This is a genomic window from Pseudoxanthomonas sp. PXM02 (genome assembly GCF_014851805.1).
Lineage (GTDB): Bacteria > Pseudomonadota > Gammaproteobacteria > Xanthomonadales > Xanthomonadaceae > Pseudoxanthomonas_A.
In genome coordinates this window covers 341,602-366,697 of sequence record NZ_JACVAK010000003.1, presented here as the reverse complement: position 1 = coordinate 366,697, position 25,096 = coordinate 341,602, and the positions used below count along the sequence as shown (strand labels likewise).

At 67.7% G+C, this 25,096-nt stretch carries 20 protein-coding genes and 1 pseudogene; 11 read left to right on the top strand and 10 right to left on the bottom strand.

Annotated elements, in window-relative coordinates; genetic code table 11:
* Window positions 1-18: 18 nt before the first annotated feature.
* Complete coding sequence (locus IB225_RS15690; protein WP_192312227.1) at window positions 19-306, bottom strand: hypothetical protein; 288 nt, start codon at window positions 304-306, stop codon at window positions 19-21.
* Window positions 303-3,092 (bottom strand): pitrilysin family protein, encoded by a 2,790-nt coding sequence (locus tag IB225_RS15685; protein ID WP_192312225.1) that lies wholly within the window; start codon window positions 3,090-3,092, stop codon window positions 303-305. Before IB225_RS15685 ends, IB225_RS15690 begins: the two co-directional genes overlap by 4 nt.
* A gap of 82 nt (window positions 3,093-3,174) precedes the next feature.
* Here IB225_RS15685 and IB225_RS15680 point away from each other — a divergent pair, with 82 nt between their 5' ends.
* Complete coding sequence (locus tag IB225_RS15680) at window positions 3,175-3,903, top strand: pseudouridine synthase (protein ID WP_192312223.1); 729 nt, start codon at window positions 3,175-3,177, stop codon at window positions 3,901-3,903.
* A 168-nt stretch (window positions 3,904-4,071) separates the two neighbouring features.
* Here the strand turns inward: IB225_RS15680 and IB225_RS15675 are convergent, their stop codons facing one another.
* The 3 genes from IB225_RS15675 to IB225_RS15665 form a co-directional block, all read right to left on the bottom strand.
* Entirely contained in the window at window positions 4,072-4,464 is a 393-nt protein-coding gene (locus tag IB225_RS15675) for an MAPEG family protein (protein WP_192312221.1), read from the bottom strand.
* A 320-nt stretch (window positions 4,465-4,784) separates the two neighbouring features.
* On the bottom strand, window positions 4,785-6,488 hold the full coding sequence (locus IB225_RS15670; RefSeq protein ID WP_192312219.1) for a M28 family metallopeptidase: 1,704 nt from the start codon (window positions 6,486-6,488) through the stop codon (window positions 4,785-4,787).
* A gap of 83 nt (window positions 6,489-6,571) precedes the next feature.
* Window positions 6,572-7,234 carry a hypothetical protein gene (locus IB225_RS15665; RefSeq protein ID WP_192312217.1) on the bottom strand — a complete coding sequence of 221 codons (663 nt, stop codon included), beginning with the start codon at window positions 7,232-7,234 and terminating at the stop codon, window positions 6,572-6,574.
* A gap of 135 nt (window positions 7,235-7,369) precedes the next feature.
* On the opposite strand from IB225_RS15665, the gene gpmI reads away from it, so the two are divergent.
* The 3 genes and pseudogenes from gpmI to IB225_RS15650 all read left to right on the top strand — a co-directional run.
* Window positions 7,370-8,926 carry a 2,3-bisphosphoglycerate-independent phosphoglycerate mutase gene (gene gpmI / locus IB225_RS15660; RefSeq protein WP_345776631.1) on the top strand — a complete coding sequence of 519 codons (1,557 nt, stop codon included), beginning with the start codon at window positions 7,370-7,372 and terminating at the stop codon, window positions 8,924-8,926.
* A complete protein-coding gene (locus tag IB225_RS15655) occupies window positions 8,926-10,173 on the top strand; it encodes a peptidoglycan DD-metalloendopeptidase family protein (protein ID WP_192312215.1) in 1,248 nt (415 codons plus the stop codon). The genes gpmI and IB225_RS15655 overlap by 1 nt, the downstream gene beginning before the upstream one ends.
* Window positions 10,174-10,290: 117 nt before the next feature.
* Window positions 10,291-11,637 (top strand): annotated as a pseudogene (locus tag IB225_RS15650) (S41 family peptidase); the annotation flags it as partial.
* Window positions 11,638-11,718: 81 nt separating this feature from the next.
* Here IB225_RS15650 and IB225_RS15645 read toward each other — a convergent pair.
* The gene (locus tag IB225_RS15645; RefSeq protein WP_192312211.1) at window positions 11,719-12,039 is read right to left on the bottom strand and encodes a DUF1820 family protein; all 321 of its coding nucleotides are present in this window, start codon (window positions 12,037-12,039) and stop codon (window positions 11,719-11,721) included.
* Between the two features lie 34 nt (window positions 12,040-12,073).
* Window positions 12,074-12,766, bottom strand: a complete 693-nt coding sequence (locus IB225_RS15640; protein WP_192312209.1) for a rhomboid family intramembrane serine protease — start codon at window positions 12,764-12,766, stop codon at window positions 12,074-12,076.
* A 224-nt stretch (window positions 12,767-12,990) separates the two neighbouring features.
* Here IB225_RS15640 and IB225_RS15635 point away from each other — a divergent pair, with 224 nt between their 5' ends.
* Entirely contained in the window at window positions 12,991-14,376 is a 1,386-nt protein-coding gene (locus IB225_RS15635) for an outer membrane protein transport protein (protein WP_192312207.1), read from the top strand.
* Between the two features lie 78 nt (window positions 14,377-14,454).
* On the opposite strand, the gene IB225_RS15630 is transcribed toward IB225_RS15635, so the two are convergent.
* From IB225_RS15630 to putA, 3 genes are all read right to left on the bottom strand, one after another.
* Window positions 14,455-15,408 carry an SMP-30/gluconolactonase/LRE family protein gene (locus IB225_RS15630; protein ID WP_192312205.1) on the bottom strand — a complete coding sequence of 318 codons (954 nt, stop codon included), beginning with the start codon at window positions 15,406-15,408 and terminating at the stop codon, window positions 14,455-14,457.
* Between the two features lie 13 nt (window positions 15,409-15,421).
* Window positions 15,422-16,582, bottom strand: coding sequence for a GGDEF domain-containing protein (locus IB225_RS15625; RefSeq protein ID WP_192312203.1), 1,161 nt, complete (start codon window positions 16,580-16,582; stop codon window positions 15,422-15,424).
* Window positions 16,583-16,832: 250 nt separating this feature from the next.
* A complete protein-coding gene (putA, locus tag IB225_RS15620) occupies window positions 16,833-20,048 on the bottom strand; it encodes a bifunctional proline dehydrogenase/L-glutamate gamma-semialdehyde dehydrogenase PutA (RefSeq protein ID WP_192312201.1) in 3,216 nt (1,071 codons plus the stop codon).
* A gap of 263 nt (window positions 20,049-20,311) precedes the next feature.
* On the opposite strand from putA, the gene IB225_RS15615 reads away from it, so the two are divergent.
* Genes IB225_RS15615 through IB225_RS15595 form a run of 6 tightly spaced genes read left to right on the top strand, consistent with a single transcriptional unit; the run spans window position 20,312 to window position 25,050 of the window.
* A complete protein-coding gene (locus tag IB225_RS15615) occupies window positions 20,312-20,788 on the top strand; it encodes a DUF2244 domain-containing protein (protein WP_192312878.1) in 477 nt (158 codons plus the stop codon).
* A gap of 36 nt (window positions 20,789-20,824) precedes the next feature.
* Window positions 20,825-21,745 carry a cytochrome c oxidase subunit II gene (gene coxB / locus IB225_RS15610; protein ID WP_225583963.1) on the top strand — a complete coding sequence of 307 codons (921 nt, stop codon included), beginning with the start codon at window positions 20,825-20,827 and terminating at the stop codon, window positions 21,743-21,745.
* A gap of 35 nt (window positions 21,746-21,780) precedes the next feature.
* Complete coding sequence (gene ctaD, locus IB225_RS15605; RefSeq protein WP_192312199.1) at window positions 21,781-23,412, top strand: cytochrome c oxidase subunit I; 1,632 nt, start codon at window positions 21,781-21,783, stop codon at window positions 23,410-23,412.
* 21 nt (window positions 23,413-23,433) lie between these two features.
* Window positions 23,434-23,568, top strand: coding sequence for a hypothetical protein (locus tag IB225_RS20555; RefSeq protein ID WP_255527987.1), 135 nt, complete (start codon window positions 23,434-23,436; stop codon window positions 23,566-23,568).
* Entirely contained in the window at window positions 23,565-24,143 is a 579-nt protein-coding gene (locus IB225_RS15600; RefSeq protein WP_192312197.1) for a cytochrome c oxidase assembly protein, read from the top strand. The genes IB225_RS20555 and IB225_RS15600 overlap by 4 nt, the downstream gene beginning before the upstream one ends.
* Before the next feature lie 28 nt (window positions 24,144-24,171).
* A complete protein-coding gene (locus tag IB225_RS15595) occupies window positions 24,172-25,050 on the top strand; it encodes a cytochrome c oxidase subunit 3 (RefSeq protein ID WP_192312195.1) in 879 nt (292 codons plus the stop codon).
* Window positions 25,051-25,096 lie beyond the last annotated feature (46 nt).

Here is a 25,096-nt window from a genome sequence, read left to right as displayed (position 1 = left end):
GGTATCCGACCTGCGCGCTCAGCGCGGGGGCGGCCCGAACTTCCGCTCCGCGATGAACCACATCGCCCCGCCCCAGATCAGTCCGCCGACCGGAAAGCCGATCAGCGCGGCGATCAGCAGCGGCAGGAATTCCCGCTCGGTGAACACCGTCATCAGTCCGCACCACAGCAGGGCGGTGGTGACGCCCCAGCCGAGCACGCCGCGCAGCAGGATGAAGCGCAGCGGCCCCTGGTCGCGGATCTTCTGCCAGCGGGCGAGGGTGGCCTCGCGCTTGGCTGCCTGCCTGGCTTCGCGGTCCATGCTCATGGCGTGCCTCCCGAAGTGGCCGATGCGCCCGTCGCTTTCTTCGCGAAGTCACCTGCCACGAACACGCTCAGCGCGTCCGGCTTCAGGTACTTGCGGATCGCCGCGTTGACCTGGTCGCGCGTCAGCGCGGCGTACTTCGCATCCAGGTCGCTGGTGAACTGCATGGTGCGGCCGAAGTACAGCTGGTCGGTCAGCATGCCGGCGATGGTGCCGTCCTCGGCGCGGGCCTGCTGGCGCTCGGTCAGCGTGCCGGCCACCGCGTCCTTCAGTTCCTCGGCGGTGATGCCGTCCTTCAGCAGCTTGTCCAGCTCTTCGCGCACCAGCGCTTCCACCTTGGCCATGTTCTCCGGTGCGGCGATGGCCTGCACGGTGAAGCTGCCGGCGTCGTCGTTGCCGCTGCGGCTGTCGTCGGCGCGGATGCCGCTGGAGACGCCGTAGCTGAGGCCTTCCTGCTGGCGGATGCGGTCGCCCAGGCGCGACTTCAGTGCGCCGCCGCCGAAGATGCGGTTGGCGACGATCATCGCGGGGTAGTCGGCATCGGTCACGCGCAGCGACAGGTTCTGCCGTGCGAGCAGCACGGCGTTGGGCTTGTCGGGCGTTTCGAACCGCTCGCGCTTGGCTGCGACGTCGGTGTAGCGCGTGTCGATGGACGCGTACGGCTTGCCCGCCTGCCAGCCGGCGAACAGCTGTTCCAGCTGCGCGCGCACGGCGACCGGGTCGAAGTCGCCGACGATGGCGATCTCGCCTTCGGACGTGCCGTAGATGTCGCGGTGGAACGCACGCACGTCGTCCAGCTTCAGCGCCTTCATCATCGCCAGCGACTCGTCCAGCGTGAGGCTGTGCAGCGGATGGCCGGCCGGCCACGGATCGAAGTACTGCCCCAGCGCACGCCCGGCGATGGCGCCCGGCTCCTGGCGCGACGCTTCCATGCCGGTCAGCGCCTGCACGCGCAGCTGCTCGAACTCCGCTTCGGGATAGGACGGGTTGCGCAGCACGTCGGCGGCCAGTGCCAGCGCATCGGCCAGGTATTCGCGTCGCGTCTGCAGGCCGATGGCAGCGCCCTGCAGGCTGCCGCTGATGCTGCCCTGCGTCTTCAGCTGGTCCAGGCGCTGGTCGATCTGCTCGCGGGTCATCGTCTTGCTGCCGCGCATCAGCATGGCGCCGGCCATGCCGGCGGCGCCCTCGCGTCCCTTCAGCGCGGCCTCGTCGGCGAAGCGGAAGTTGGCATCGACGATCACCGTGCCGCCGCGGGTCTTCTTCGGCAGCAGCGACACGCGCAGGGCCTTGCCCAGGGTGAAGGTCTGCGTGCGCGACTCGATGTTCTGCGGCGAGGGATCGAACTGTTCGCCCGCGCTGACCGCGGCGCGGCCGGTGTAGCCGTCCACCAGGGTGGCGACGGCGGGCGCGGCGGGAATCTCCACGCGCTCCGGCGTCTCGCTGGGGATGAAGCGGCCCAGCGTGCGGTTGCTCGACTTCAGGTACGCCGCGGCGACGCGGTTGACGTCGGCGGCGGTGACTTTCTCGATCGCATCGCGGCTGGTGAACAGCAGGCGCCAGTCACCGGCGGACTGGAATTCCGACAGGCCCATGCCGACCGCGTTGACGTCGGTGAAATACAGGTCGTAGGCGTTGCCGATGCGTTGTTTGGCTTCGTCCACTTCCTGCTGGGTGATCGGGCGCGCGGCGATCTGTTCGACCTGCTTCAGCAGCTCGGCTTCGGTCTTCTTCGCATCGCCGTCGTTCGGGATCACGGCCACGACGGTCAGCAGGCCGGGGTCGCGCATGGACTCGCTGTTGGCGCCGCTGCCGGCGGCCAGCTTGCCTTCCACCAGCGCCTTGTGCAGGCGGCCGCCGGGCGTGTGGCCCAGCACGTTGGCCAGCACGCTCAATGGCGCGTTGTCGGCATGCGCCACGGCGGGCACGTGGTAGGCCGCCGCGACCAGGCGCAGGTTGCCGACGCGGCGCACGTTGACCTCGCGCTCGCCGTCCTGCGCGGGCTCGAGGGTGTAGAAGCGCGGCAGCGGACGGGCGGGCTTCTTCAGCGGACCGAAGTGGCGCGCGATGCGCGCCAGCACGTCGGCGGTGTCGACGCGGCCGGCGACGATGAGGGTCGCGTTGTCCGGCTGGTACCACTGGCGGTAGAACGCCTGCAGCTTGTCGATCGGCACGCCTTCCACGTCGCTGCGCGCGCCGATGGTGGTGTTGCCGTAGTTGTGCCACAGGAAGGCGGTGGAGCGGATGCGCTGGAACAGCACGCCGCCGGGATTGTTCTCGCCGGCTTCCAGTTCGTTGCGGACCACGGTCATCTCGCTGTCGAGGTCCTTCTTCGCCACGTTGGAATGGACCATGCGGTCCGCTTCCATCTTCAACACCCACTCCAGGGTGTCGGCGTTGGCCGGGAACGAGGCGAAGTAGTTGGTGCGGTCCAGCCCGGTGGTGGCGTTGAAGTCGATGCCGCGCTTCTTCATCTCGCCGCTGATGTCGGACTGCGTGGGCGTGCCCTTGAACAGCAGGTGCTCCAGCAGGTGCGCCATGCCGGTCTCGCCGTAGTTCTCGTGCACCGAGCCCACGTTGTAGACCAGGTTGACGGTCACGGTGGGCTTGGTGGCGTCGGGGAACAGCAGCACGCGCAGGCCGTTGGCCAAGGTGTACTCGCTGATGCCCTCGATGCTGGGGCCGGCGGCGACGCCTTTCGGCAGGGCCGTCTGCGCGTGCAGCGCGGTGGGCGAGCCCAGGGCCAGCGTGATGGCCAGTCCGAGTGCGACAATGAAGCGGGGTGACGACATCCACGATCCTCCAACAGGGCCGCGGGCGTCCATCGCGTGCGGCGGACCCCGAGTTTCGCAGATTTGCAGGAAAGGTTGATTCATGGATCACGGTGAGACCACGACCGACGACGGCGCATTGCCCGTGCTGTATGCCGATGCGCAGATCGCGGTGGTCAACAAGCCTGCCGGCGTGATGGCGCACGACAGCAAGCTGGCGCGCGGCGAGACCGACTTCGTCGCCGATCGCCTGCGCGCGCAGTTCGGCAAGCCGATCTTCCTGATCCACCGGCTGGACCGCGCCACCAGCGGCTGCCTGCTGGTGGCGTTCGATCGCGACAGTGCATCCACGCTGGGCAAGGTGCTGATGTCGCGCGAGGTGGAGAAGGATTACCTGGCCGTGTGCCGCGGCTGGCCGGAGCCGGACTTCATCGTCGATCACGCCATCGACGGCGGCCCGGGCAAGCCGGAGAAGAAGCCCGCGCTGACGCGCTTCGTGCGGCTGGCGACCGGTGAACTGCCGCTGCCGTCGGGCGAGTTCGAGACTTCACGCTACGCGCTGCTGCGCTGCCAGCCGGTGACTGGCCGCTTCCGCCAGATCCGCCGGCACCTCAAGCACGCGTTCCATCACCTGATCGGCGACACCAGCCACGGCGATGGCCGCCACAACCGGAATTTCCGCATGCACGGCGTGCACCGCATGCTGCTGCACGCGGTGCGGCTGTCGTTCCCGCATCCGTCGACCGGTGAACGCATCGACGTGGTGGCGCCGCTGGATGCGGAGTTCCGCAAGGCGTTTGCGTTGTTCGGGTGGGAAGAGGATCTGCGTTAGCCGTGCTTTTCTGTAGGAGCGACGTCAGTCGCGACCGCAGAAACGAAACACCTAGGTACTCAGATCAAGCGCCGTCGTATCGGCACCTGCTCGTACCCCTGGACATCAGTAGCGGCCATGGCGTGCGGTCGCGACTGACGTCGCTCCAACAGCAAGCCACAAGCCGCATCACCCCACCCGCAGCGCCGCCAGCACGATCAGCGCCACCGCGCACAGCATGCCCACCAGCCAGACGAGGCTGCGCAGCGACTGCTTGTCGGCCAGGTAGAAGACGCCGTGCAGCACGCGCGCCACGACGAAGGCGATGGCGATCGGCGTGATGGTGTCCGCCGGCACGCCGGCCAGCTGCGCCATCAGCACGCCGGCGACGAACGCCGGGAATGCTTCGAAGCCGTTGAGGTGCGCGGCGTTGGCGCGCTGCACCTTGTAGTTGCCTTCCTGCTTGGCCATCCACGCGCGCGGGTTGCGGTTGTTGAAGCGTTCGCCCGAGGTCTTGGCGATGAAGACCCACAGGTAAGGCAGCAGTGCGGTGATCAGGATGCACCAGTAAGCAATGGCCATGAGCGTTTCCCTCCGAGGATGGCGCAGGGTAGTGGGTGCGACGGTGGGGCGTCCATGCTTCTGCCCCCTCTCCCCCGGGACGGGGGAGAGGGTTGGGGTGAGGGGGCGATGGAAAGATGGTGTGGGAGCGACGTCAGTCGCGATGAGGCTTTACCGGTGGCCCATCGCGACTCACGTCGCTCCCACGGGAGAGATGGCCACTTGCTTCATCGCGACTGACGTCGCTCCCACAGGAAAGAGGATCGCTCGATCGCAGGGCCGGAAACAAAAGAAAACGGCGCCTCTCGGCGCCGTCTTCGTATCGCATCGGAACCGCCGGCTTACTTCTTCGCCGGCTCCGCCTTCATCATCGCGTCGCGCGCGGCCTTGAAGGGGTTGCCGTCGTACCAGGTCGGCCACGTGTCTTCGACGGCCAGGTCCTTGCCCACGCCGTACAGCGCCTGCAGGTCCTGCACTACGCCATCCAGCTTCCAGCCGTCGTGCACTTCGTCGCTGGCCTGGTGGTAGCGCTTGGCGTATTCCTCGCTCGCCGCCTTGCCTGCTTCCACGCCGCCTTCCAGCAGGTCGTTGCCGCCCTTGGCGTACAGCGCCGGCACGCCGGCCTTGGCGAAGTTGAAGTGGTCGCTGCGGAAGTAGTAGCCGCCGGCCGGGTTGCCTTCCTCGGCGAGGACGCGGCCCTGCTGGTCGGCGTAGACCTTCAGCATGTCTTCCAGCTGCGAGTTGCCCTTGCCGGTGACGACGAAGTCGCGCGACTTGCCGCCCACGCTCATCGCGTCGAGGTTGATCACGCCGGCGATCTTGTTGAGCGGGAAGGTCGGGTGCGCGACGTAGTACTTGGAGCCGAGCAGGCCGGATTCTTCCAGCGTCACCGCCACGAACACCACCGAGCGTGCGGGCTTGGGATCCTGGTGGGCGAAGGCTTCGGCGATCTCCAGGATGCCGGCCACGCCGGTCGCGTTGTCGACGGCGCCGTTGTAGATGTTGTCGCCTTCCTCACCCTCGTGCTTGCCCAGGTGGTCCCAGTGGGCCATGTACAGCACGGCTTCGTCGGGCTTGCTGGCGCCCGGCAGCACGCCGATGACGTTGCGCGAGGTCTTCTCGGTGATGCTGCTCTTCAGCGAGGCGGACGCCTGCGCCTTCAGCGAGACCGGCTTGAAGCCGCGCTTGCCGGCACTGGCGTAGGCGGCGTCCAGGTCGAGGCCGGCATCGGCGAACAGCTGCTTGGCGGCGTCCGCGCTCAACCAGCCCTGCAGCGGGATGCGCTTTTCCGGGTCGTCCTTGGCCGGCAGGTCGTACTGCGCGCCGGACCAGGAGTTCTTCACCACGTCCCAGCCGTAGCTGGCGCCGGCGGTGTCGTGCACGATCAATGCGGCAGCGGCGCCCTTGCGCGCGGCCTCTTCGAACTTGTACGTCCAGCGGCCGTAGTAGGTCATGCGGTTGCCGCCGAACAGGGTCTCGTCCTTGGCGTGGAAGCCCGGATCGTTGACGAAGATCACCACGGTCTTGCCGGTCCAGTCCTGGCCGGCGTAGTCGTTCCACTTCTGCTCCGGCGCATCCACGCCGTAGCCGACGAACACCAGCTCGCTGGCATCGAGCTTGACGTCGGTCTGGCCGGTGCGGGTGCCGATGACGTAGTCGGTGCCGAACTTGAGGTCGCGCTTGCCGGTCGAGGTGGTCAGCGACAGCGTGGTCGCGGCCTCGTCGGCGGTGGTTTCCACCATCGGCACGTCCTGGAAGTAGCTGCCGTTGTTGCCCGGCTGCAGGCCGATGCGCTTCATCTGCGCTTCGAGGTAGGTGGCGGTCTTCTCTTCGCCGACCGAGCCGGGCGCGCGGCCTTCGAACTCGTCCGACGCCAGCGTGTTCACCATGTCGGCGAAATCGGCCTCGGTGATGTCGGCGGTGAAGGTGTGCGCGGCGGCGGGCGGCGTGGCGGCTTCCGGCGCGGCGGCGGGCGCCTCGGGTTCGCGCTTGCACGCGGCCAGGGCGGCTGCGGTGGCAAGCACCAGCATCAACTTGCGGGACATCGGGATTCCTCAACGAACGGAATCCCGATTCTAGCCAGAACGGGCGGGCCGGACCTGTGCCGGACCCGCCTTTCCACGAGGAATTACTCGGCCGGTGCGGTGTCGGTGCTGAACGACTTGGCGGTGGCGCCGGTCACCGGGCCGATCTTGGCGCTGGTGTGCACGTAAAGCACGACCGGACGCTCGAACACCAGCGGGCCGTTCACTTCGGCGTTGGGGCCGATCACGATGCGCGGCGGCTTCTTGTTGTCGGTGTTGAAGAAGCCGGTGGACTTCTGCACGCGCAGGCCGCCACGGACCTTCGAGCCCACGCCGACGGTGACGTCGCCGCGGACGGTTTCGATGCTGCCGCCCACCTGCGTGGACACCAGGCCGATGGCGCCGTTGACGGTCTCGACGTCGCCGCCGACCACGCCGCCGCGGTCGATGAAGATGCTGCCGTTGACGGTCTCGACATCCTTGCGGACGTTGACGTCCTTGCCGGTGCGGATGCCGCCGTTGACGGTTTCCAGCGATTCCACCACGGCCTTGTCGCCCACGGTGATGCTGCCGTTGACGGTGCTGGCGTCTTCGGCGGTGACGCCGTCGCCGATGCGGATGCTGCCGTTGACGGTGTCCAGGTCGCCATAGGTCTGGCCGGCGTCGGCAGTGATGCTGCCGTTGACCTTGGAGATTTCCTGTTGGGCCAGGGCAGGTGTGGTGGCCAGGGCCAGGGTCAGCAGCAGGACGGTGCGGGTACGGATCATGGGGTTGCCTCTCGGGTGGTCTCGTATCGGTCTGATGCGCCGGTACGGGCAAGGGTTTAAACAGCAACGTGCAGGCAAGGATGGCACCATGCTTCGCTACAATCGTCACCTGCCTGAAGTCACTGGAATCCTGCCGTGTCCGCATCCCCTGCGTCCGTGAAGCGTCCCAAGCCCGTCGTGCTGCTGATCCTGGATGGCTGGGGCCATCGCGAAGACCCCACCGACAATGCACTGGCGCAGGCCGAGCTGCCGAACTGGCGCCACCTGCTGGCCACCGCGCCGCACACGCTGATCCACACCGAGGGCCGCCATGTGGGCCTGCCGGACGGACAGATGGGCAATTCGGAAGTCGGCCACATGAACCTGGGCGCGGGACGCATCGTCTACCAGGACCTGACCCGCATCGATGCCGCCATCGAAGACGCCAGCTTCTACACCAATGCCGAACTCGTCGCCGCGTGCGACGCCGCCAAAGCCGACGGCAGCACGTTGCACGTGTTCGGCCTGCTGTCGCCGGGTGGCGTACACAGCCATGAGCTGCACATCTTCGCGATGCTCGAACTGGCCAAGCGCCAGGGTGTGCCGCGCGTGGCGGTGCATGCCTTCCTCGATGGCCGCGATACGCCGCCGAAGTCGGCCGAGCCCAGCCTGCGCGCCCTGCAGGACCTGTGCACGACGCTCGGCAATGCGCACATCGCGTCGGTCAGCGGCCGCTACTACGCGATGGACCGCGACAAGCGCTGGGACCGCGTGCGGCTGGCGTGGGACGCCATCGTCGAGGCGAAGAGCGAATACCGCGCCGCCACCGGCGTGGCCGCGCTGGAGGACGCGTATGTGCGCGGCGAGAACGACGAATTCGTGCTGCCGACCGTCATCGAGGGTGCGCAGCCGATGGCTGACGGCGATGCGGTGGTGTTCATGAATTTCCGCGCCGACCGCGCGCGTCAGCTGAGCGCGGCGTTCGTGTCGCCGTCCTTCGATGGTTTCGAGGCGCGCGTGCCGAAGCTCGCGCGCTACGTCTGCCTGACCGAATACGACGCGAAGCTGCCGGCGCCGGTGGCGTTCGCGCCGGACGACCTGCGCCACACCTTCGGCGAACTGGTCGCCGATGCCGGCCTGACCCAGCTGCGTATCGCCGAGACGGAGAAGTACGCGCACGTGACGTTCTTCTTCAGCGGCGGACGCGAGGACGTGTTCGATGGCGAGGAGCGCATCCTGGTGCCGAGCCCGAAGGTCGCGACCTACGACCTGCAGCCGGAGATGAGCTGCCCCGAACTGACCGAGAAGCTGGTGGACGCGATCGGCTCGGGCCGCTTCGACACGATCATCTGCAACATCGCCAACCCGGACATGGTCGGCCACAGCGGCGACCTGCAGGCGGCGATCCTTGCCGCGCAGGCGGTCGACAAGGCGATCGGCGCGGTCGATGCCGCCGTGCGTGCGGCGGGTGGCGCGATGATCATCACCGCCGATCACGGCAACTTGGAAATGATGCGCGATCCGTCGACGGGCCAGCCGCATACCGCGCACACCGTCGGCCCGGTGCCGCTGGTGCTGGTGCAGCCCGAGGGCACGCCCGCGGTGACGCTGCGCAGCGGTGGCGCGTTGCGCGATGTCGCGCCGACGCTGCTGCAACTGCTGGGCCTGCCGCAGCCGGCCGACATGAGCGGCCGCAGCCTGATCGACGCCTGATGCCGCATCGCACGCGCGCGCTCGTTGCCGTGGTCCTGCTGGCGGGGCTGTCGCTCGTCGCCAGCGCGCAGAGTTCGCGCGAGACCGAGCGCAAGCTGGAGCGCGTGCGCACGGAGTTGAAGTCCATCGCGCAGGAGCGCCGCAAGCTCGAGGGCGAGCGCGGCACCGCGTCGCGCCAGTTGCGCGATGCGGATGAGAAGGTCAGCCGCACCACGCGTTCGTTGTCGGAGACCGAGGCGGCGCTCCGCCAGGAAGAAGCCGCACTGGCGGAACTGCAGCAGAAGCGCGACACCATGCGCACGCAGCTCGACGCGCAGCGGCGGGAGCTGGCGACACTGGTGCGCGCGGCCTACCAGCGCGGCGACGATGCGCCGTTGAAGGTGTTGCTGTCGCAGGACCGCGTGGCCGATGCGAACCGCCTGCTCGCGTATCACCGTTATGTGCAGCGCGACCAGGCGCAGCGCATCACCGCGGTGACGGCCGAGCTTGCCTCGCTCGACCAGGTGGAGCAGGAGATCGTTGCGCGCCGCGAAGGACTGGACGCGGCGCGTGCGCAGCAGCGTGCGCAGATGGCGCAGTTGCAGAAGGATCGACAGACGCGCGCCGGGTTGGTGGCCGACCTTGATGAGCGCTACCAGGACCGCGCCGCGAAGGAGAAGGCGCTGGGTCAGGATGCGAAAGCGCTGGAGCGCCTGCTGAAAAGCCTGCGAGACGCCGCCGCGCGCGCCGAACGCGAGCGCCGTGAGGCTGCGCGCCGCGAAGCGGCGGCCGCTGCGGCTGCCCAGAAGCGCGAAGGCAACGCACCGGCGCGCACCACACGCACCTCGACGCCGCGTCCGGCGGTGGCCTCGGCGCCACCGTTGAAGGTCGGCGGGCTGGGCTGGCCGGTTTCGGGCAACCTGCTGGCGCGCTACGGCGGTCGCCTGCCGGATGGTCGCGCCAGCACCGGCGTGCTGATCGGTGCGCCGTCCGGCACGCCGGTTACCGCGGTGGCCGATGGCACGGTGGTGTTCTCGGAGTGGATGACGGGCTACGGCCTGATCCTGATCCTCGACCACGGCAACGGCTACATGAGCCTCTACGCGCACAACGACAGCCTGCTGAAGGACAGCGGCGACCGGGTGAAGCGCGGTGACGCGGTCGCGCGCGTCGGCACCTCGGGCGGCCAGGGCCAGGCGGCGCTGTACTTCGAACTGCGCCGCAACGGGCAGCCGGTCGACCCGTCGTCGTGGCTGCAGCGGCGATGAATGGCGCGCCGGGTCCTAACCCGGCTTGAACATCTGGCCTCGGTGGCTTCGCGCATAATCCGGTGAACTTCGCACACCACGTGCGTGTCCCATCCGAGCACCTCCTGGAGCGTCCGCATGCCGTCGCGTTTTCCCCTGGCCATCCTGACCGTCGCCCTGCTCGCCGCCCTGCCGGCGTGGGCGCAGCAGCAGGCCCCGCTGCCGGAAACGCCGCCAGTGGTCGCGCCCAGCGACGACCCCGATGCCGCGGAGAACGCGCCGAAGGTGCCGCTTGAAGAGATCCGCCGCTACGTGGCCGTGTTCAACGCGGTCAAGGAGGCGTACGTCGAGCCGGTCGAGGACAAGAAGCTCATGCAGTCGGCGATCCGTGGCCTGCTGCTCGACCTGGATCCGCACAGCACCTATTTCGACAAGGCCGATTCCGAAGCCTTCGACGAGCAGGCCAACGGCGCCTACGAAGGCATCGGTGTGGAACTGCTGCAGCAGCCCGACCGAACGCTGCTCGTCGTGTCGCCGATCGACGATACGCCGGCGGCCAAGGCCGGCATCAAGTCCGGCGACCTGATCACCGCGATCGACGGCAAGCCGATCAGTGCCGAGGACGGCATGGAACCGTTGCGCGGCGAGCCGGGCAGCAAGATCGTGCTGACCATCGTGCGCGACGGCACGCCCAAGCCGTTCGACGTCACCCTGGTGCGCGACACCATCCGCGTGGCGAGCGTGCGCAGCCGCATGCTCGAGCCGGGCTACGGCTATGTGCGCATCAGCGCGTTCCAGACCGACACCGCCGCCGATTTCCAGCGGCAGATCGACAAGCTGCAGCAGAACGGCAAGTTGCGCGGGCTGGTGCTGGACCTGCGCAGCAACCCCGGCGGACTGCTGCTCGCGGCCGTGCAGGTGGCCGACGACCTGCTCGACAAGGGCAACATCGTCAGCACGCGCGGCCGCATGTCGATCAGCGATTCCAAGTTCGACGCCACGCCGGGTGATCGCCTCAACGGCGCGCCGGTGGTGGTGCTGGTCGATGCCGGCTCCGCCAGTGCGGCGGAAGTGCTGGCGGGGGCCCTGCGCGACAACAACCGCGCACGCGTGGTCGGCAGCCGCACCTTCGGCAAGGGCTCGGTGCAGACCGTGCTGCCGCTCGACAACGGCGATTCGGTCAAGCTGACCACGGCGCGCTATTACACGCCCAGCGGCAAGTCGATCCAGGCCAGCGGCATCGTGCCGGACGTGGTGGTGAAGCCGGAGGTGGCCGATGCCAAGCCGGGTTCGGTGGTCGAACAGGATGGCCAGCTGTACATCACCGAGGCGACCCTGCCGGGCCACCTGCGCGGCGACGAGGAAGGCGCCGCCGGTTACACGCCCGGCGACGTGCTGGATGGCGATGCGCCGATCAATGCCGCGCTGGTTGAACTGAAGAAGGTGGCGGCAACGGCGCGGGTGTCGTCGGACAAGCAGCTGCGCTGAAGCGGCGGTATGGGAGCGACGTCAGTCGCGAATGCCGGACGCCCGGTCGCGACTGACGTCGATCCCGCAGGATGATGTCTAGCGCGGCTTGGCCGGCATCGGGAACGGCGTCACCACTTTCTCGCCGGTCGCCGCATCGCGGATGGCGGACTGTCCTTTCCGCTCCACTTCTTCGATCCGGATGATGCTCTGCATCGGCAGGTGCAGCACCTTGGTGCCGCCGAACTCGTCGCGCAGGCGCTCTTCGGTGGGATCGACGACCAGGCCTTCGTGCACGTCGAACACGAGGTCGGCGACCTCGGTGAAACCCCACAGCCCACTGGCCGCGACGCTGCGTGCGTACAGCTCGTACACCTTGGTGTGGTTGTGGAAGGTGATCTTGTAGAGCGTGTTCTTCATGCCACGATTATAGGTCCGGCGGCATTCGCGCGACTCAATATCCCTGCCGTTTGCGCATGCGGCGCGCGATCGCGGCGCGCACGAACAGCGCGAACACCACGCCGAACAGGAAGCCAGCGATATGCGCCCACCACGCCACCGCACCGAAGGCCGGTCCGGTATAGGCGAACACCACCTGCAGCAGCGCCCAGATGCCGATCAGCAGCGACGCGGGCGCCTTTACGAACTCCAGGAACAGGCCCAGTGGCAGCACTACGCCGAGTTTGGCCGTGGGGAACAGCGCCAGATACGCGCCGATGACGGCCGAGATCGCACCGCTGGCGCCGATGATCACGCGGTCCGGTGTACCGATGCTCAGCACGGCGGCGACATTGGCGACGGCGCCGCCCACCAGGAACAGCAGCAGGAACCGCCAAGGCCCCATCGCCCGTTCCGACGGCAGGCCGAAGATCAGGAGGAACACCAGGTTGCCCAACAGGTGCGCCCAGTCCGCGTGCAGGAACAGCGCGGTGAACAGCCGCAGCACCGTGCCGCTCTGCAGCGAGGCCAGCCAGACCTCCGGCGCCACCATGCCGCCGGTCAGCGCGCCCCACCGGGTCAGCAAATGGCCCTGTGCCGCGTCCCCGAGCGTCAGCGCCCAGCAGAAGGCAGCGGACAGCAGCACCAGCAGGGCGGGAGTGGCCCAGCGGACGGGCGGTTTCCGGCGGGAAGGCAGCGAGACGAACATGCCGCCGCACTGTACCGGGTCGATGCCGGACTGCCCATGGTGCGACGCAACGAAACTGAATAGGGGCAATGACTTACAGCGGATTGTTAGAGTTTAGTTAGCAGGTATACTGCATACGGCGTCGTATGTCGGGAGGGGCTTCCGGCAGGCCGAACGGGTGGAACACAACACCCGCGGCCCTGATCGACGCAGGTGCTTTTTACCCACGTCTCCGGAGACATTCCATGGATTTTGCTAAGAACTTCACCCGCGTCTCGGCGCTGGCCCTCGGCATCGCCGGCGTCCTCGCCTACGGCGACGTCCACGCCGCCGCCTTCCAGCTGAAGGAAAACAGCGTCAAGGCCCAGGGCCGCGCGATGGCCGGTTCGGCCTCGGCCAAGGGCGACGCCTCGGTGGTGGTCAACAACCCCGCCCTGATGTCCACCTTCACCGACAAGACCTTCCAGGCCGACGTCACCGCGATCGACCTGTCGTTCGAATTCACCGGTGGCGGCACCGCCGCAGCCGGCAGCGCCCTGCAGCAGCCGCTGCGTGGCGGTGACGGCGGAGACGCCGGCGACATCGCCGCCGTGCCGGCCATGTCCTTCATCCTGCCGCTGAGCGACCAGTTCGAGTACCTCACGCTGGGCGCGATGGTCAGCGCACCGTTCGGTCTGAAGACCGACTACGAGTCCGACTGGGTCGGCCGTTACCACGCGCTGGAATCCGACGTGAAGATCGTCGACCTGACGCTGGCGGCCTCGCTGGAACTGTCCGACCGCGCCTCCATTGGCTTCGGCGTGATCTACGAACACGCCGACGTCACCCTGACCAATGCCGTCGACTTCGGTACCGGCATCTGCGCGAACCCGGCATCGCAGGCGCTCTGCTTCATGCCGAACCCGATCACCGGTCCGTACGGCCCGCAGAAGAACGACGGCGTGGCCAGCATCTCCGGCACCGACAACAGCTTCGGCTGGTTGGCCGGCATCAGCCTGCGCCCGACCGACAAGCTGTCGCTGGGTTACTCGTACCGTTCCGAGATCGACCACGAACTGCGTGGTTCCGCCGAGTTCACGGTTCCGGCCCAGGTGCGTGCCGTGTTCGGCCCGAACCGCTACATGGATCGCGACGGTGGCGGTGCCAACCTGACCACGCCGGCGACCCACACCTTCAGTGCCACCTACCAGGCCACCGAGCGCTTCGCGATCATGGCCGAAGGCGTGCACACCGGTTGGGATTCGCTGAAGGAAATCCGCATCGAGTTCGACAACCCGCTGCAGGCCGACGCGGTGGAAGACTACAGCTGGCACGACAGCTGGTTCTACTCGCTGGGCGGTGAGTTCGTCCTCAACGACAAGTTCACCCTGCGCGCCGGTATCGCGCGCGACGAGTCCCCGGTGGCGCGTGCGCACCGCACCCCGCGCATGCCCGACGAAGACCGCAACTGGTACTCGCTGGGCCTGAGCTGGAACGTCAGCGACAGCCTGGAACTCAACGCCAGCTACGTGCGCCTGGAACTGGCCGACAACCCGGAGATCGACCTGGTGTCGTCCAGCGGCTCGCGCCTGGTGGGCACCTACGACGGTGGCGCCAACCTGTTCGGCGTGTCGATGCAGTACAAGTTCTGATAGAAGCAGCATCGGAACAACAAAAAACCCCGCTTCGGCGGGGTTTTTTGTGGCCGAAGCTCCTTCTGCAGGGGCGGGTCAGTAAGGCAGGCCGGCGACCGGCAACTCGATCGACCACAGGCTCGCCGCGCCGGTCAGGAACAACGTGCGCCGGTCTGCGCCGCCGAATGCGGCGTTGGTGATGTTGGCATCCACCCGGATCGTGGCCAGCACCTCGCCGGCGGGCGAGAACACGCGCACGCGCTGATCGCCGTGTTCGGTGACGTAGACGTTGCCCAGGCAGTCCACGGCCAGGCCATCGCCGCCGCTGATGCGCGCGAGGTCGTGACCGGGTCCCGGCACGCCGCCCTGCAAGGCGTACGCACGAAGCACGTCCCCTTCGTCGGTGCCGCCCGCCACGTAGAGCGTGGCGCCATCCGGCGACAGTGCGATGCCGTTGGGGTTGCGCAGGCTCTCATCCACCACCGCCGTCTTGCCGGCGCTGTGGCGATAGACGCGCGTGCGCGGCTGGCCACCGGGCGCCGCCTTGCGCTGGTACTCGGGGTCGGTGAAGTAGAGGCTTCCGTCGGCGCCCATCACCAGATCGTTCGGGGAATTGAACGGTGCGTCTTCGAACGTCGATACCAGCGCGGTCCGCATGCCGTCCGCCAGGTCGACGCGCGCGACCTGCTTGCGATCGTGCGTGGCGGCGATGAGATTTCCGTCCAGGTCCAGCGCCAGGCCGTTGCTGCCACTGTTGTCGACCACCGTCTCCCAGCGGTCCGGCGGCGTGAAGCGGCGGATGCGCGAGGGAAACGTTCCGTTGTGCACGAAGTCCGACAAGTACAGCGCGCCGTCCTTCCACACCGCGCCCTCGTAAAGGCGGTCTTGCTCATCGTCCACCTTCGCCACCGCCACGCGCGTGGCCGTCAGTTCGCCCGACGGTGCGTGGCCCGGATCGGCCGGGCAGACCGAACGGTAGGCGGATGCCTCGGCAAGCGACGCTGCGCTGCACAGGAGCAAGGCAAGGACGAGGCGATGACGACGCAGCATGGCGATCTCGGGATCAGGCGGGGTGCCAGCGTACCTCGATCCGGTTGCGGCCCTTGTGCTTGGCCTCGTACAGCGCCTCGTCGGCGAGCCGGATCAGCGTGTCGTAGGGCGCGTGGCGATCGGCGGTGAACGAGATACCCAGGCTCACGGTGACGCGAATGCTGCCGCCGGCAGGTGCGAACTCCAGTGCCATCACCTGCTGGCGGATGCGTTCGGCCAGCGCATGCGCGGTGTCGGCCTGCGTGTCACGCAGCACCAGCATGAACTCCTCGCCGCCCAGGCGTGCGAACACGTCCTCGCTGCGGATGCAGCCCCGCACCACGTCGGAGAAGCGCCTCAGCACTACGTCGCCGGTCTCGTGGCCGTGGTCGTCGTTGACGGCCTTGAAGTGGTCCAGGTCCAGCACGATCACGGCCACGCCGTGTTCCGCCGTGGACCGCGTGCCATGCGACTGCAGTTCGTAGTCCAGTCCGCGCCGGTTCAACGCGCCGGTCAGCGGATCGAACAACGCGCTGCGACGCAGCGGTTCCGCGGCGCGGAAGCTGGCCAGCATCAGCATGCAGAAATTGAGCATGAACCAGATCGACAGATCCAGGTTCACCCACATGGGATTGGGGCCGTAGCGGCCGGTCAACGCCGCCAGCAGGTCGCCGCCATACAGCCACAGCAGCACCACGCAGCCCACCATCATCAGGCGCGCGGGCACGTGGTCGGGGGCATTCCGCAGGGCGAACAGATGCCACAGCATCACCAGCAGCACGATCACTTCGGTGGCGCTCATCGCCGCGCCCTGCGCGTCCACGCCGCCGCCCATGGCCACACCGAGCAGCGAGAAGCCCAGGCACACCGGCAGTAGTGCGCGCTCCCACAGCGCCAGCGGACGCTGCTGCACGAACTGGATGATCGACCAGGCCAGTCCGACCAGTCCGGCGCACGCAAGCAGGCCACCCGCGCCGGCGATGCCGTCGGCGAGCGCTTCGTTGCCGGCGCGCTCCAGCGTCTGCGCGGTGCCGTCCAGCATCGCGGCGCCGAGCGAGTAGAGGAAATGCGCCACGCCCCAGGTGGTGATGCCGCGCACGCCACGCGAAACCTTGCCCACGTAGAAGAACAGCGCCAGCAGCACGGCGGCGAGGGCGCAATCGCTGAGCAGCAGGTTGTAGAAATCGGTCGTCATGCGTTGCGGGAGCCTTGCTGGCGTAGAACTTCCTGTCAGTGCCAGAACGCAGGATACGGCGCAATCCGGCAGCGGCACCGTGCCGATGCTCACGCACATGCGGCCGGAGTTCAGCGACGCATACCACGGAATCGCAGCATCGTCGCGCGCTGCAGCACCCACGGGTGCCGTGGACCGTGCCCCAAGAAAAAGCCCCGCCGGAGCGGGGCTTCTGCCTGTCTATCAATGCAAGGCCAGTGCGACCTCGGGCTTACTCGCCCAGCGTCAGCAGCGATGCATTGCCGCCTGCGGCCGTGGTGTTGACCGTCACCGTCTTCTCGGTGGCGAAGCGCGGCAGGTAGTGCGGGCCGCCGGCCTTGGGGCCGGTGCCGGACAGGCCCTGGCCACCGAACGGCTGCACACCGACCACCGCGCCGATCTGGTTGCGGTTGACGTAGACGTTGCCGACCTTCACCCGCGCGGCGATGCGGTCGATGGTCTCGTCGATGCGCGAATGCACGCCCAGCGTCAGGCCGTAGCCGGTGGCGTTGATCTGGTCGATCACCGCATCCAGCTGATCGGCTTTCCAGCGCACCACGTGCAGGGCCGGTCCGAAGATCTCCTTGTGCAGCTGGTCCAGCGACTTCAGTTCCCAAGCGCGCGGCGCGAAGAACGTGCCGTGCGCCGTCTCGTCGCCCGCATTCGCCTGCTTGATCAGGCGCGCTTCCTTCGCCATGCGACCGGCGTGGTCGTCGAGGATCTTCAGCGCGTCGGCGTCGATCACCGGGCCGACATCGGTCGACAGCAGGCCCGGGTCGCCGATCTTCAGTTCGTCCATCGCACCGGCCAGCATCGTCATCACTTTGTCGGCGATGTCGTCCTGCACGAACAGCACGCGCGCGGCCGAGCAGCGCTGGCCGGCGGAAGTGAAGGCCGAACCCATCGCGTCCTTCACCAGCTGCTCCGGCAGCGCGGAGGAATCGGCGATGAAGGCGTTCTGTCCGCCGGTCTCGGCGATCAGCGTGGCGATCGGGCCGGCGTCGCGGCCGGCCAGCGCGCGGTTGATCGCGCGTGCGGTCTCGGTGGAGCCGGTGAAGGCCACGCCCGCCACGCGCGGATCCTTCGTCAGCGCAGCGCCGACGGTGGCGCCGTCGCCGGGCAGGAACTGCAGTACGGCCTCGGGGATGCCGGCTTCGTGCAGCAGCTTCACCGCGGCATGGCCGATCAGGTTGGTCTGCTCGGCGGGCTTGGCGATCACGCTGTTGCCGGCGGCGAGCGCGGCGCTGACCTGGCCCAGGAAGATCGCCAGCGGGAAGTTCCACGGGCTGATGCAGACGAACACGCCACGGCCCTGCAGCTGCAACTGGTTGGATTCGCCGGTCGGGCCGGGCAGGTGTTCCGGTGCGCCGAACTGCGTGCGCGCCTGCGCGCCGTAGTAGCGCAGGAAGTCGACGGCCTCGCGCACTTCGGCGACGCCGTCGGGGATGGTCTTGCCGGCTTCCTTCACGCACAGCGCGATGTAGTCGGGCAGGCGCTGCTCCAGCAGATTGGCGGCGTGCTCGAGGATCGCGGCGCGGCTGGCGGCCGGCGTGCGGTCCCACGCCGGCTGCGCGGCGACGGCATTGGCCAGCGCCTTTTCGACGGTGCCGCTGTCGGCCGGCTGCCATTCGCCGACGGTCTGGCGACGGTCGGCGGGGTTGGTCACCGGTAGCGCCGCACTGGACACGACCGCGCCCGGCACCAGCGGTGCGGCACGCCACGGCTTCACGGCCGCGTTGATGCGCTCGGCCAGGGCGCGCAGGTCGTTGTCGTTGGCGAGGTTGGCGCCCATGGAGTTGTTCCTGTCAGAAGAGGCGATGGGAGCCGGCTGGCTCCGGAAAAGATCGACCGGCAGCGGGATGCGCGGGTGCGGGATGGACTCGAATTCGGACACCGTCTGCACCGGGTCGCGCACCAGGTCCTCGATGGCGACGTTCTCGTCGGTGATGCGGTTGACGAAGCTGCTGTTGGCGCCGTTCTCGAGCAGGCGGCGGACCAGGTAGGGCAGCAGGTCCTCGTGCGAGCCGACCGGCGCGTACACGCGGCACGGCGTGTCGAGGCGATGCTTGGGCACCACTTCGGCATACAGGTCGTCGCCCATGCCGTGCAGCTTCTGGTGCTCGTACGGGCGGCCGGCGGCGATGAAGCGGATCGCGGCGATGGTCTGCGCGTTGTGGGTGGCGAACATCGGATACAGCGCGTCGCCCTGGTCGAGCATGCGGCGCGCGTTGGCGAGGTACGAGACGTCGGTATTGGGCTTGCGGGTGAAGACCGGGTAGCCCGGATGGCCGTCGATCTGCGCGCGCTTGATCTCGGCATCCCAGTAGGCGCCCTTCACCAGGCGCACCGGCATGCGGCGGCCGACGCGGCGGGCGAGGTCGGCGAGGAAGTCGATCACGTAAGGCGTGCGCTTCTGGTAGGCCTGCACGGCCAGGCCGTAGCCTTCCCAGCCATCGAGCGAGGCGTCGGAGAAGGTGGCTTCGATCAGGTCCAGCGACAGCTCCAGGCGATCGGCCTCTTCGGCATCGATGGTGAAGCCGATGCCGTAGGACTTGGCCAGCTGCGCCAGTTCAAGGATCGCCGGCGCCAGTTCGCGCATCACGCGTGCACGCTTGGCGTGCTCGTAGCGCGGGTGCAGAGCGGACAGCTTGATCGAGATGCTGGGCGCGGCAAACACGTCCGAGAACGGACCGGTGCGGCCGATCGCATGGATCGCCTGGCGATAGGCTTCCAGATAGCGGGCAGCGTCCTTGGTGGTCAGCGCGCCCTCGCCCAGCATGTCGAACGAGTAGCGGTACTCGGCGTTGTCGCCCTTGCGGCTGCGGGACAGCGCCTCGTCGATGGTCCGGCCCATGACGAACTGGTGGCCCATGATGCGCATGGCCTGGCGCACGGCCAGGCGGATGACCGGCTCGCCCACGCGGCCGACCAGGCGCTTGAAGGCGCCGGGCACGTCGGCGCGGGTCAGGTCGTTCAGGTTGACCAGCTTGCCGGTCAGCATCAGGCCCCAGGTGGAGGCGTTGACCAGCACCGAGTCGCTCTGGCCCAGGTGCTTCTCCCAGTCGGCGTCGCCCAGCTTGTCGCGGATCAGCTTGTCGGCGGTTTCCTGGTCCGGGATGCGCAGCAGGGCTTCGGCCACGCACATCAGCAGGACGCCTTCCTCGCTGCCCAGGTCGTACTGGCGCATGAAGGCCTCGATGGCGCCCTGGTCCTGGGCGCGGGCGCGGACCCGCTTCACCAGGTCCATGGCCAGCTTCTGCGCCTGGATCTGCTCGTCGGCGGGCAGGCGGGCCTGCTCCAGCAGCTCACGGACGTGCTCGGTCTCGTCACGCAGCCAGGCGGCCGTGATGGCGGCCCGCAGGGCTGGCGGCGCGGCGGGGAGTTCGGGGGACACGATGGCGCCGGCCGGCGGAGCGGCAGGCGACGGGACGGGCGAAGGGGTCGACATGACGGCAGGGCAGTCCAAAGGCAGTCCATTAGTTTAGGGCCGCGCGGGCAGCCCGGATATGCCCGCCGTGCCGGCTTGAGGCGCCTCCCGCGTGCGCGCCGGCCGAGCGGTGACCGGGGTCGCGGAATGCGTCCATGATCCCGCTGCGCGGTCCGTTCCACGGGCCTGCGCGCCTTGTCCTCGATCAATGCAACTTGCCGCCCCCTGTGCTCGGGAGCTACCATTCAGCGGTTTTCCGCAGCCCGGATCGTGTGGCGGACGACATGATCGAAGTGGTGCCGTCATCGTGCGACGGACACGGCGCGCAGCTCCGCCTGCGGCCGCCGCGGGCGCTGACGCGCCGCCAGTTCGTGCTGTTGTTCGCGGCATTGTCGGGTGCGATGTGGGTCGTCGCCGTGCTGGGCTGGTGGGGAGGCAATGCCTTCGCGCCGGCCTTTGCGTTGCTCCATTCGGCCATCGTGGCCGCGGCGCTGCGAGCGTCGTGGCGCAGTGGCGACCGGGGCGAGGAGATCCGCATCGGACCTGACGCGGTGGAGGTGACCACCTCCAGCGGAGGGTTGGTGTTCCATGCGCACCCGTACTGGGTCCGCCTGGGCATCGAGCGGGGAGGCGAAAGGATTTCGCTGGCATCCAGCGGCAGGCAGGTCCGGGTGGGCGACTTCCTGGGACCGGCCGAGCGACGGGAGCTGGCGGGCACCTTGCAGGATTTACTGGCGGCCGCGAGCGGCCGCAACCGATGACGCATTGGGGTCTAGGCAATGACGCAAGTGAATGGGATGTGGAAGCGGTTGGCGATGGCGTGCACGCTGCTGGCAATGCCGGCGCTGGCCTGGGCGCAGTCGGCTGACCCGCACCGGTGGCAGCTGAACATGGGCAAGGGCGTCACCGCGTCCTCGCAGCATGCCTACGACGCGCACATGATCGCGCTGTGGGTCTGCATCGTGATCGGCGTCATCGTGTTCGGCGCGATGGGCTACGCGATGTTCAAGTTCCGCCACTCCAAGGGTGCCGTGGCCGCGCAGTTCAGCCACAACACCACGGCCGAGATCATCTGGACCGTCATCCCGGTGCTGATCCTGGTGGTCATGGCCTGGCCGGCCACCGCCAAGCTGATCGCCATGTACGACACCCGCGATGCCGAGATGACCGTCAAGGTCACCGGCTACCAGTGGATGTGGAAGTACGAGTACCTGGGTGAGGACGTGTCCTTCACCAGCCGCCTGGACCGCGAGTCCGACCGCCTGCGCCAGAACAAGAAGGCCACGCAGGAAGAGATCAAGGCGCACCCGCACTACCTGCTGGATGTCGACAACCAGCTGGTGCTGCCGACCAATACCAAGATCCGCTTCGTGATCACCGCCGACGACGTCATCCACGCGTGGTGGGTGCCGGCACTGGGCTGGAAGCAGGACGCGATCCCGGGCATCGTCAACGAGGCCTGGACCGACATCAAGGAGCCGGGCATCTACCGTGGCCAGTGCGCCGAGCTGTGCGGCAAGGACCACGGTTTCATGCCGATCGTCGTGAAGGCGGTGCCGAAGGCCGAGTTCGACCAGTGGCTGGCGTCGAAGAAGCCGGCTCCGGCCGCCGCACCGGCACCGGCTGCATCGGTTCCGGAAGCCGCGCCTGCTGAAGCCGCACCGGCCGCCGATGCCGCCTCCACCGCCGAGACCCCCGCGCCGTCGGCGCAGGGCTGATCGATCGTCCGATTTAGCTTCAAGAGAGTAAGCACATGGCCAACTCCAACGTCGCCCACGATTCTCATCACGATGGGCACGACGATCATCACGGTCACCAGCAGGGCTTCATCGACCGGTGGTTCTTCTCCACGAACCACAAGGACATCGGTACCCTCTACCTGATCTTCAGCTTCATCATGTTCATCATCGGCGCGGGCATGTCGGTGATCATCCGTGCCGAGCTGATGGTGCCGGGCCTGCAGTTGGTCAGCCCCGAGTTCTTCAACCAGATGACCACGGTGCATGCGCTGGTCATGATCTTCGGTGGCGTGATGCCGGCGTTCGTCGGCCTGGCCAACTGGATGATCCCGCTGCAGGTCGGCGCGCCGGACATGGCGCTGCCGCGCATGAACAACTGGTCCTTCTGGATCATGCCGTTCGCCTTCACCCTGCTGCTGATGTCGCTGTTCCTGCCGGGCGGCGCGCCCGCCGGTGGCTGGACGCTGTACCCGCCGCTGTCGCTGCAGGGCGGCTACAACGTCGCGTTCACCATCTTCGCGATCCACATGATGGGCGTCAGCTCGATCATGGGCGCCATCAACATCATCGCGACCGTGCTGAACATGCGCGCGCCGGGCATCGACCTGCTGAAGATGCCGATCTTCTGCTGGACCTGGCTGATCACCGCGTTCCTGCTGATCGCGGTGATGCCGGTGCTCGCCGGTGCGGTGACGATGCTGCTGACCGACAAGTTCTTCGGCACCAGCTTCTTCAATGCGGCCGGTGGCGGCGACCCGGTGATGTACCAGCACATCTTCTGGTTCTTCGGTCACCCCGAGGTCTACATCATGATCCTGCCGGCGTTCGGCGTGGTGTCGGAAATCATCCCGACCTTCAGCCGCAAGCCGCTGTTCGGCTACCAGGCCATGGTGTACGCGACCGCCTCGATCGCGTTCCTGTCGTTCATCGTGTGGGCGCACCACATGTTCACGGTGGGCATGCCGCTGGGCGGCGAGATCTACTTCATGTTCGCCACCATGCTGATCGCGATCCCGACCGGCGTGAAGGTGTTCAACTGGGTCAGCACGATGTGGAAGGGCTCGCTGTCCTTCGAGACGCCGATGCTGTGGGCCGTGGGCTTCGTCATCCTGTTCACCATCGGCGGCTTCTCCGGCCTGATGCTGGCCATCGTGCCGGCGGACTTCCAGTACCACGACACCTACTTCGTGGTGGCGCACTTCCATTACGTGCTGGTGACCGGCGCGCTGTTCTCCATCATCGCCGCGACCTACTACTGGTGGCCGAAGTGGACCGGCCGCATGTACAGCGAGTTCTGGGGCAAGTTCCATTTCTGGTGGACGATCGTGTTCGTCAACCTGCTGTTCTTCCCGCAGCACTTCCTGGGCCTGGCCGGCATGCCGCGCCGCATCCCGGACTACAACCCGGTGTTCGCGGACTGGAACTTCATCAGCTCGATCGGCGCGTTCGGCATGTTCGCCACGCCGTTCATCATGGCCGCGATCCTGTGGTCCTCGCTGCGCAACGGCAAGAAGGCCGAAGCGCGCGCCTGGGAACACGCCAAGGGTCTGGAGTGGACCGTGCCGTCGCCGGCGCCGCACCACACCTTCACCACGCCGCCGGTCATCAAGGACGGCGACCTGGCGCACGGCGACGTGACGCACTGAGCCTGACGAGCGTCTAGTGCCATGAATGCCCCCGCGCTGACCCCCGAAGAACTCGCACGCCGCCGCAAGGCGGTGCTGCGGACCGCGTGGGTGATCGGGGGCATCGCGTTCGCGATCTTCGTCGCCTTCATCGGCCGCGCGGTGCTCAGCGCATGACGGCTGCCAAGTCCAACTCGGCGGGGCTGTTCAAGCTGGTAGGCGTGGCGCTGGCCGTGTTCGTGCTGACGTTCTCGCTGGTGCCGCTGTACCGCATCGCGTGCGAGAAGGTGTTCGGCATTCGCCTGGAGCAGGGTCCGGGCCAGGTCGCGGCGGCCGCCGCGGCCAAGGCCAAGCGCACCGTCACGGTGCAGTTCGACGGCGGCGTGAACTCCAAGCTGCCGTGGGCCTTCCATCCAGAGCAGCTGACCATGCAGGTCGTACCCGGCGAGCTGTACGAAGCCAAGTATTTCGCCCGCAACGAAAGCGAGCGCGCCGTCGTCGGCAGCGCGGTGCCGTCGGTCGCGCCGGCGCGCGCGTCGGGCTACTTCACCAAGACCGAGTGCTTCTGCTTCACCGCCCAGACCCTGCAGGCCGGCGAAAGCCGCGACATGCCGGTCCGCTTCATCGTGGACCAGGACCTGCCGCCGGAAGTGAAGACGATCACCCTGTCGTATACCTTCTTCAAGAACGACGCCCTGACCGCGCAGATCGGCACGGGCACGGCGTCGCCCAAGCCGCTCGCGGCACCCTGATCACGCCTTAGCAACCGGAAGCATCGCCATGGCAAACGCCCCATCGCCAGACGCCAACGTCTACTTCGTGCCGCACAGCTCCAAGTGGCCGTTCGTGGGCTCCATCGCCATGTTCATCACGATGTTCGGCGTGGCCAGCTGGCTCAACGACCTGTCGTTCGGCATGTGGACGTTCTACGCCGGCGTCGTCGGCCTGTGCGCCACGCTGTTCATGTGGTTCGGCGACGTGATCCGCGAATCCGTGAGCGGCAGCTACAACCGCCAGGTGGACGTGTCGTTCCGCATGGGCATGGTGTGGTTCATCTTCTCGGAAGTTATGTTCTTCGCTGCGTTCTTCGGCGCGCTGTTCTACGCCCGCACGCTGTCGCTGCCGTGGCTGGGTGGCGAAGGCGATGGCGTGATGACCAACAGCCTGCTTTGGGAAGGTTTCTCGGCGGCGTGGCCGAGCGCCGGTCCGGGCCAGGTGGGCGGTCACTTCCAGACCATCCCGGCATGGGGCCTGCCGCTGCTCAACACGCTGATCCTGCTGACCTCGGGCGTGACCATCACCATCGCGCACCATGCGCTGAAGGCCGGCAACCGCAGCCAGCTGCTGATCTGGCTGGGTGCCACCGTGCTGCTGGGTTGCGTGTTCCTGTTCTTCCAGGCGGAGGAATACATCCACGCCTACAAGGAGCTGAACCTGACGCTGGGTTCGGGCATCTACGGCTCCACGTTCTTCATGCTGACCGGCTTCCACGGCCTGCACGTGACGCTGGGCACGCTCATGCTGGCGATCATCTGGTTCCGTTGCGCCAAGGGCCACTTCACCAAGGACGACCACTTCGGCTTCGAAGCCGTGGCGTGGTACTGGCACTTCGTCGACGTGGTGTGGCTGGGCCTGTTCCTGTTCGTCTACGTGCTGTAAGCGCGGGCGATGCCGCAATGAAGAAAGGGCCGGCAATGCCGGCCCT

Excerpts from the sequence above, each read along its gene's own strand:
- IB225_RS15690 (WP_192312227.1), bottom strand. The coding sequence starts at position 306 with ATGAGCATGGACCGCGAAGCCAGGCAGGCAGCCAAGCGCGAGGCCACC.
- IB225_RS15685 (WP_192312225.1), bottom strand. The coding sequence starts at position 3,092 with ATGTCGTCACCCCGCTTCATTGTCGCACTCGGACTGGCCATCACGCTG.
- IB225_RS15680 (WP_192312223.1), top strand. The coding sequence starts at position 3,175 with ATGGATCACGGTGAGACCACGACCGACGACGGCGCATTGCCCGTGCTG.
- IB225_RS15675 (WP_192312221.1), bottom strand. The coding sequence starts at position 4,464 with ATGGCCATTGCTTACTGGTGCATCCTGATCACCGCACTGCTGCCTTAC.
- IB225_RS15670 (WP_192312219.1), bottom strand. The coding sequence starts at position 6,488 with ATGTCCCGCAAGTTGATGCTGGTGCTTGCCACCGCAGCCGCCCTGGCC.
- IB225_RS15665 (WP_192312217.1), bottom strand. The coding sequence starts at position 7,234 with ATGATCCGTACCCGCACCGTCCTGCTGCTGACCCTGGCCCTGGCCACC.
- IB225_RS15655 (WP_192312215.1), top strand. The coding sequence starts at position 8,926 with ATGCCGCATCGCACGCGCGCGCTCGTTGCCGTGGTCCTGCTGGCGGGG.
- IB225_RS15645 (WP_192312211.1), bottom strand. The coding sequence starts at position 12,039 with ATGAAGAACACGCTCTACAAGATCACCTTCCACAACCACACCAAGGTG.
- IB225_RS15640 (WP_192312209.1), bottom strand. The coding sequence starts at position 12,766 with ATGTTCGTCTCGCTGCCTTCCCGCCGGAAACCGCCCGTCCGCTGGGCC.
- IB225_RS15635 (WP_192312207.1), top strand. The coding sequence starts at position 12,991 with ATGGATTTTGCTAAGAACTTCACCCGCGTCTCGGCGCTGGCCCTCGGC.
- IB225_RS15630 (WP_192312205.1), bottom strand. The coding sequence starts at position 15,408 with ATGCTGCGTCGTCATCGCCTCGTCCTTGCCTTGCTCCTGTGCAGCGCA.
- IB225_RS15625 (WP_192312203.1), bottom strand. The coding sequence starts at position 16,582 with ATGACGACCGATTTCTACAACCTGCTGCTCAGCGATTGCGCCCTCGCC.
- putA (WP_192312201.1), bottom strand. The coding sequence starts at position 20,048 with ATGTCGACCCCTTCGCCCGTCCCGTCGCCTGCCGCTCCGCCGGCCGGC.
- IB225_RS15615 (WP_192312878.1), top strand. The coding sequence starts at position 20,312 with ATGATCGAAGTGGTGCCGTCATCGTGCGACGGACACGGCGCGCAGCTC.
- coxB (WP_225583963.1), top strand. The coding sequence starts at position 20,825 with ATGTGGAAGCGGTTGGCGATGGCGTGCACGCTGCTGGCAATGCCGGCG.
- ctaD (WP_192312199.1), top strand. The coding sequence starts at position 21,781 with ATGGCCAACTCCAACGTCGCCCACGATTCTCATCACGATGGGCACGAC.
- IB225_RS20555 (WP_255527987.1), top strand. The coding sequence starts at position 23,434 with ATGAATGCCCCCGCGCTGACCCCCGAAGAACTCGCACGCCGCCGCAAG.
- IB225_RS15600 (WP_192312197.1), top strand. The coding sequence starts at position 23,565 with ATGACGGCTGCCAAGTCCAACTCGGCGGGGCTGTTCAAGCTGGTAGGC.
- IB225_RS15595 (WP_192312195.1), top strand. The coding sequence starts at position 24,172 with ATGGCAAACGCCCCATCGCCAGACGCCAACGTCTACTTCGTGCCGCAC.